Source organism: Pantoea sp. Tr-811, assembly GCF_011752535.1.
GTDB lineage: Bacteria > Pseudomonadota > Gammaproteobacteria > Pseudomonadales > Pseudomonadaceae > Aquipseudomonas.
In genome coordinates, this window is the sequence record NZ_VWXJ01000044.1 from 1 (window position 1) to 4,931 (window position 4,931).

General features: G+C 61.9%; 3 protein-coding genes and 1 pseudogene. 2 read left to right on the forward strand and 2 right to left on the reverse strand.

From position 1 onward, the window contains the following. Both F3J44_RS29245 and F3J44_RS29250 read right to left on the reverse strand, forming a co-directional pair. Positions 1 to 590 (reverse strand): annotated as a pseudogene (locus F3J44_RS29245) (NAD(P)(+) transhydrogenase (Re/Si-specific) subunit alpha); the annotation flags it as partial. 419 nt (positions 591 to 1,009) lie between these two features. Next, a complete protein-coding gene (locus tag F3J44_RS29250) occupies positions 1,010 to 1,927 on the reverse strand; it encodes a LysR family transcriptional regulator (protein WP_167277970.1) in 918 nt (305 codons plus the stop codon). A gap of 161 nt (positions 1,928 to 2,088) precedes the next feature. Here F3J44_RS29250 and F3J44_RS29255 point away from each other — a divergent pair, with 161 nt between their 5' ends. Beyond that, positions 2,089 to 3,270, forward strand: coding sequence for an acyl-CoA dehydrogenase (locus tag F3J44_RS29255; protein WP_167277971.1), 1,182 nt, complete (start codon positions 2,089 to 2,091; stop codon positions 3,268 to 3,270). Positions 3,271 to 3,284: 14 nt separating this feature from the next. Next, entirely contained in the window at positions 3,285 to 4,505 is a 1,221-nt protein-coding gene (locus F3J44_RS29260) for a CaiB/BaiF CoA-transferase family protein (protein WP_167064022.1), read from the forward strand. The last annotated feature ends 426 nt before the right edge of the window (positions 4,506 to 4,931 follow it).

The following is a 4,931-nucleotide window of genomic DNA, read 5'->3' on the forward strand; positions in this document are numbered from 1 at the left end:
GGGCGTACGTCGGACGCCTCGATCACTGCACCCAGGCGCTTGGCCGTGGCAATGGCCTGCAGGCCGGCAACACCCGCCCCCAGAATCAACACGCGCGCGGCTTTGACGGTGCCGGCGGCGGTCATCAGCATGGGCATGAAGCGTGGGTAGTGGTGGGCGGCGAGCAACACGGCCTTGTAGCCGGCGATGTTGGCCTGCGACGACAGCACGTCGAGGCTCTGGGCCCGCGAGGTACGGGGTGCGGCTTCCAGGGCGAAGGCGGTGATGCCGCGTTCGGCCATCTTGCCGATCAGCTCGCTGTTGAAGGGGTTGAGCATGCCGACCAGAAGGCTGCCGCTGTTGATCAGCGCCAGTTCCTGATCGTCGGGAGCCACCACCTTGAGCACCAATTGCGCGCCGTAGGCATCGGCTGCGCTTCCCAGGGAAGCGCCCACGGCCTCATAGGCACTGTCCGGAATGCTGGCGTTGAGCCCTGCCCCCCGTTGGACGGTAACCTGATGGCCCTGGCCAATCAGTTTCTTGATGGTTTCCGGGGTCGCAGCGACCCTTGTCTCACCGGTCTGCGTCTCGAGAGGAACACCAATGTGCACGACTATTTCTCCTGCGGTGACCTTTTGTCTTTGTAGAAACCAGCACACTGCGGATGGTGCGCTGGGGCGGCTGTTGAGCGCCGAGCCCGCCGAATCCCGGGCGGGCGAGGCATTTTGCAGACGAACCCAAGGGCCATCAACCGGTTCTGGAGCGAAACGAAGTTAAAACTACAAGTCACCCTGTGACCGTATGTCGCAAGTGATGGGCTGCAGCCCGTCAAACATGGGCCATTGGCAGATTAGGGGAAAATCTGAATTTTTTTGCGATGATTTCGCGGATGGGTTGATGAATGTCGTAAAACCCTCTGAAAGCCGCGTGTTTGCGGGGTTCGGAGGGGTTTTTCGATTCACCTGAACAGTTTGCGATTATGCGACAAATACGTATATCTGTAGGTGTTTAAAATAATTGACTACATTAGTCAGAAAGAACCTTCGCCCCGGTGCGAATTGATGTAGAGCTGGGCTTGTTGCACCAGCCAGTCGCGGAAGGCGCGCAAGGACGCGGACTCGACCTTGCGCTCGGGAATCATCAGGTAGTAGGCCTTGTCGCTGGTCAGTGCGTGCCCGTTGGCGATCACCAGCCTGCCCTCCTCCAGTTCGCGCTGGATCAGGAACGGTGGGATCAGCGCGACGCCCATCTCGTGCATCGCCGCCTGGGCGAGCATGGAGAATAGTTCATAACGCGGGCCTGTCATGTCGCCCGCGATGTTCAGGCCCAGGCCGTTGAACCACTGGCGCCAGGCGTAAGGCCGGGTGGTTTGCTGCAGCAGCGGCAGGCTGGCGATGCGCCGGGCATCGAGCGCGCCCTGCCCGGCCAGCAGCGCCGGGCTGCACACCGGCAGCGGGTTTTCGCCCATCAGGCGGTGAGACTGGGTGCCGGACCAATCGGCGTCACCGAAATAGATGGCGGCGTCGAACGGCGTATCGGCGAACAGGAACGGGCGGGTGCGGTTGGTGAGGTTGACGGTGACCTCCGGGTGGCGCTGCTGGAAGTCCTTGAGCCGTGGCAACAACCATTGGGTGCCGAAGGTGGGCACCACCGCCAGCTCGATCACGTTTGCGCCCTGCTGGCGCATGACCGACAACGTGTCGCGCTCCACGGCATCCAACTGCGCGGACACCTGGCGGCTGTATGACAGCCCAGCCTCGGTCAGTTTCACCCCGCGGCGCGAGCGCCGGAACAGTTCGACGTTGAGAAACGCCTCCAGCCCGCCTATCTGCCGACAGACGGCGCCCTGGGTCAGCGCCAGTTCCTGTGCAGCCTTGGTGAAGCTCTCGTGGCGCGCGGCCGCTTCGAAGCAAACCAGTGCAGTGGTGCTGGGTATTTTTCGCCGCATGTACGTCAACCTCACTCGTGGAGCTTTGAAGATGGCCTTGTGGCTTATTTCGAAGTGACAAAATATCACTAATGCGTGCGCAATCCTCGTTTGTCGCCCTGCCGGATCAGGCCTAGGATCAATGGCACGAGAAACCGCTCCCCTACTTCGAGGATTCGCCCATGGCCGGTAAAGCAAGCTTCAACTGGATCGACCCGCTGCTGCTGGACCAGCAGCTCACTGAAGAAGAGCGCATGGTGCGTGACAGCGCTTATCAGTTCGCCCAGGACAAGTTGGCCCCGCGCGTGCTGGAAGCCTTCCGGCACGAGCGAACCGACCCTGCGATCTTCCGCGAGATGGGTGAAGTCGGCCTGCTTGGCGCGACCATTCCCGAGCAATACGGCGGCAGCGGCCTCAACTATGTGTGCTATGGCCTGATCGCCCGTGAGGTGGAGCGCATCGATTCTGGCTACCGCTCGATGATGAGCGTGCAGTCTTCGCTGGTGATGGTGCCGATCAATGAGTTCGGCACCGAAGCGCAGAAGCAGAAGTACCTGCCCAAGCTGGCCAGCGGCGAGTGGGTCGGTTGCTTCGGCCTGACCGAGCCCAACCATGGTTCCGACCCGGGTTCGATGATTACCCGGGCGAAGAAGGTCGATGGCGGCTATCGCCTGAGCGGCAGCAAGATGTGGATCACCAACAGCCCGATCGCCGATGTGTTCGTGGTCTGGGCCAAGGATGACGAGGGCGATATTCGCGGCTTCGTGCTGGAGAAAGGCTGGCAGGGCCTGAGCGCCCCGGCCATTCATGGCAAGGTTGGCCTGCGCGCCTCGATCACTGGCGAGATCGTGATGGACAACGTGTTCGTGCCACAGGAGAACATCTTCCCTGAGGTGCGCGGCCTGAAAGGCCCGTTCACCTGCCTGAACTCGGCCCGCTACGGTATCTCCTGGGGCGCACTGGGCGCAGCGGAGGCCTGCTGGCACACGGCGCGCCAGTACACCCTTGACCGCCAGCAGTTCGGCCGCCCATTGGCCGCCAACCAGTTGATCCAGAAGAAGCTGGCCGACATGCAGACCGAAATCACCCTCGCCCTGCAAGGTTGCCTGCGCCTGGGGCGTATGAAGGACGAAGGCACCGCCGCGGTGGAAATCACTTCGATCATGAAGCGTAATTCGTGTGGCAAGGCCCTGGATATTGCCCGTATGGCCCGTGACATGTTGGGGGGTAACGGGATTTCCGATGAGTTCGGCGTGGCTCGCCACCTGGTCAACCTGGAGGTGGTCAACACCTACGAAGGCACCCACGACGTGCATGCGCTGATTCTTGGCCGTGCGCAAACCGGCATCCAGGCCTTCTATTGATAAGGAGCCGTACCATGGGCGCGCTATCTCACCTGCGGGTGCTGGACCTCTCCCGAGTGCTGGCGGGGCCGTGGTCGGGCCAGATCCTGGCGGACCTGGGGGCAGACGTGATCAAGGTCGAGCGCCCGGGTAGCGGCGACGATACGCGCTCGTGGGGGCCGCCCTTTCTCAAGGATGCCGAGGGCGAGAACACCAGTGAGGCTGCGTATTACCTGTCGGCCAACCGCAACAAGCGCTCGGTGACCATCGACTTCACCCAGCCGGAAGGCCAGCGCCTGGTGCGCGAGCTGGCGGCGAAGTCGGACATCGTCATCGAGAACTTCAAGGTGGGTGGGCTGGCGGCATATGGGCTGGACTACGCGAGCCTGCAGGCGATCAACCCTGGGCTTATCTATTGCTCGATCACAGGCTTCGGCCAGACGGGGCCCTATGCCAAGCGCGCGGGGTATGACTTCATGATCCAGGGGCTGGGCGGGCTGATGAGCCTGACCGGCCGCCCGGATGGCGAGGAAGGTGCGGGGCCGGTGAAGGTTGGGGTGGCATTGACCGACATCCTGACGGGCTTGTATTCGACGGTGGCGATCCTGGCCGCCCTCGCCCACCGCGACCAGCATGGCGTGGGCCAGCATGTGGACATGGCCTTGCTCGACGTGCAGGTGGCGTGCCTGGCCAACCAGGCGATGAACTACCTGACCACGGGCAACCCTCCGCGGCGGCTGGGCAATGCGCACCCTAATATAGTGCCCTACCAGGACTTCCCCACGGCGGATGGTGATTTCATCCTTACCGTGGGTAACGATGGCCAGTTCCGCAAGTTTGCCGAGGTGGCTGGGCAGCCGCAGTGGGCGGATGATCCGCGCTTTGCGACCAATAAGCTGCGAGTGGCGAACCGGGCGGAGCTGATTCCGTTGATTCGCCAGGCGACGGTGTTCAAGACCACGGCTGAGTGGGTGCAGCAACTGGAGGCGGCAGGCGTGCCGTGCGGGCCCATCAATGACCTGGCGCAGATGTTCCAGGACCCGCAGGTACTGGCCCGGGGGCTGGCAGTAACGATGCCCCATGCGCTGGCCGGCAGTGTGCCGCAGGTGGCCAGCCCGATCCGGTTGTCGCAGACGCCGGTGGAGTACCGCCGGGCGCCGCCACTGTTGGGTGAGCATACCGAGGCGGTGTTGGCGGATGTGCTGGGGCTGGATGCCGATGCGGTGGACCGCTTGCGTATCGCCGGGGTGGTTTGACGCTATATAGAGGTGTTTAAAAGCGGGGAGGCCGTCAGGCCTCCCCGCTTTGCTTTTAACGATGCCCCTGCGAACAAGGCTAGTCAGCCCTGCGCGCCCCTCTTTGTAGGAGCGAGCGCAGCTCGCGATAAGCCGCAAAGCGGCACTCCTGACACCGCTAATTCCAAATATTTCAAATATATGAAATTAAAGGTTGACGCCCCTTCGAATCCCCTTATAATGCGCCCCACTTCCAGCGACATCGGAACAACAAACTCCTTGAAATTCAACGAGTTAGCTTGTTAAGAGGTTACTGAAAAGGCTTCGATCGAAAGATCGCTAGCGGTTGAGATGAGTGTTGACAGCGTGTCAAAACGCTGTATGATTCGCCTCCCGCTACGAGAGATCGCAGCGAGTCAAGTGTTTGAAGCTAAACGAGTTTCTCGC

What these genes read in the sequence shown, in the direction of transcription:
- F3J44_RS29255 (WP_167277971.1), top strand. Translation starts at nt 2,089, where the DNA reads ATGGCCGGTAAAGCAAGCTTCAACTGGATCGACCCGCTGCTGCTGGAC.
- F3J44_RS29250 (WP_167277970.1), bottom strand. Translation starts at nt 1,927, where the DNA reads ATGCGGCGAAAAATACCCAGCACCACTGCACTGGTTTGCTTCGAAGCG.
- F3J44_RS29260 (WP_167064022.1), top strand. Translation starts at nt 3,285, where the DNA reads ATGGGCGCGCTATCTCACCTGCGGGTGCTGGACCTCTCCCGAGTGCTG.